We start from the raw sequence: 2362 nt of genomic DNA on the forward strand, positions 1-2362 counted from the left end.
GTGATCTAGCCATGGGCAGGTTGAAGCGGGGGTAAGACCTCGTGGAGGACCGAACCCACCAGGGTTGAAAACCTGGGGGATGACCTGTGGTTAGGGGTGAAAGGCCAATCAAACTCCGTGATAGCTGGTTCTCCCCGAAATGCATTTAGGTGCAGCGTCGTGTGTTTCTTGCCGGAGGTAGAGCACTGGATAGGCGATGGGCCTTACCGGGTTACTGACCTTAGCCAAACTCCGAATGCCGGTAAGTGAGAGCACGGCAGTGAGACTGTGGGGGATAAGCTCCATGGTCGAGAGGGAAACAGCCCAGAGCATCGACTAAGGCCCCTAAGCGTACGCTAAGTGGGAAAGGATGTGGAGTCGCAGAGACAACCAGGAGGTTGGCTTAGAAGCAGCCACCCTTGAAAGAGTGCGTAATAGCTCACTGGTCAAGTGATTCCGCGCCGACAATGTAGCGGGGCTCAAGCGTACCGCCGAAGTCGTGTCATTCATACACATATCCCCAACGGGAGTATGGATGGGTAGGGGAGCGTCGTGTGCCGGGTGAAGCAGCCGCGGAAGCGAGTTGTGGACGGTTCACGAGTGAGAATGCAGGCATGAGTAGCGATACAAACGTGAGAAACGTTTGCGCCGATTGACTAAGGGTTCCTGGGTCAAGCTGATCTGCCCAGGGTAAGTCGGGACCTAAGGCGAGGCCGACAGGCGTAGTCGATGGATAACCGGTTGATATTCCGGTACCCGCTTTGAAACGCCCAATATCGAATCAGGCGATGCTAAGTCCGTGAAGCCGTTCCGGACCCTTCGGGGAAAGGGAAGTGGTGGAGCCGACGGACCAGACTTGTAGTAGGTGAGCGATGGGGTGACGCAGGAAGGTAGTCCAGCCCGGGCGGTGGTTGTCCCGGGGTAAGGGTGTAGGACGTCAGGTAGGCAAATCCGCCTGACACATAGTCTGAGACCTGATGCCGAGCCGATTGTGGTGAAGTGGATGATCCTATGCTGTCGAGAAAAGCCTCTAGCGAGTTTCATGGCGGCCCGTACCCTAAACCGACTCAGGTGGTCAGGTAGAGAATACCGAGGCGTTCGGGTGAACTGTGGTTAAGGAACTCGGCAAAATGCCCCCGTAACTTCGGGAGAAGGGGGGCCACGACTGGTGATCCGTTTTACACGGTGAGCTGGGGGTGGCCGCAGAGACCAGCGAGAAGCGACTGTTTACTAAAAACACAGGTCCGTGCGAAGCCGTAAGGCGATGTATACGGACTGACGCCTGCCCGGTGCTGGAACGTTAAGGGGACCGGTTAGTCACTTTCGTCGTGGCGAAGCTGAGAACTTAAGCGCCAGTAAACGGCGGTGGTAACTATAACCATCCTAAGGTAGCGAAATTCCTTGTCGGGTAAGTTCCGACCTGCACGAATGGCGTAACGACTTCTCGACTGTCTCAACCATAGGCCCGGTGAAATTGCACTACGAGTAAAGATGCTCGTTTCGCGCAGCAGGACGGAAAGACCCCGGGACCTTTACTATAGCTTGATATTGGTGTTCGGTTCGGCTTGTGTAGGATAGGTGGGAGACTTTGAAGCGGCCACGCCAGTGGTTGTGGAGTCGCCGTTGAAATACCACTCTGGTCGTGCTGGATGTCTAACCTCGGTCCGTGATCCGGATCAGGGACAGTGTCTGATGGGTAGTTTAACTGGGGCGGTTGCCTCCCAAAGGGTAACGGAGGCGCCCAAAGGTTCCCTCAGCCTGGTTGGCAATCAGGTGTTGAGTGTAAGTGCACAAGGGAGCTTGACTGTGAGACCGACGGGTCGAGCAGGGACGAAAGTCGGGACTAGTGATCCGGCGGTGGCTTGTGGAAGCGCCGTCGCTCAACGGATAAAAGGTACCCCGGGGATAACAGGCTGATCTTCCCCAAGAGTCCATATCGACGGGATGGTTTGGCACCTCGATGTCGGCTCGTCGCATCCTGGGGCTGGAGTCGGTCCCAAGGGTTGGGCTGTTCGCCCATTAAAGCGGTACGCGAGCTGGGTTTAGAACGTCGTGAGACAGTTCGGTCCCTATCCGCTGTGCGCGTAGGAGTATTGAGAAGGGCTGTCCCTAGTACGAGAGGACCGGGACGGACGAACCTCTGGTGTGCCAGTTGTCCTGCCAAGGGCATGGCTGGTTGGCTACGTTCGGGAGGGATAACCGCTGAAAGCATCTAAGCGGGAAGCCTGCTTCGAGATGAGTATTCCCACCCCCTTGAGGGGTTAAGGCTCCCAGTAGACGACTGGGTTGATAGGCCGGATGTGGAAGCCCGGTAACGGGTGGAGTTGACCGGTACTAATAGGCCGAGGGCTTGTCCTCAGTTGCTCGCGTCCACTGTGTTGGG

General features: G+C 56.6%; 1 rRNA gene. It reads left to right on the forward strand.

The window, feature by feature from the left end:
• Positions 1–2337: ribosomal RNA gene (locus ACFWYE_RS30965) — 23S ribosomal RNA — on the forward strand; the annotation flags it as partial.
• Between the last annotated feature and the right edge of the window lie 25 nt (positions 2338–2362).

The organism is Mesorhizobium sp. NPDC059025, assembly GCF_042739655.1.
GTDB lineage: Bacteria > Pseudomonadota > Alphaproteobacteria > Rhizobiales > Rhizobiaceae > Mesorhizobium.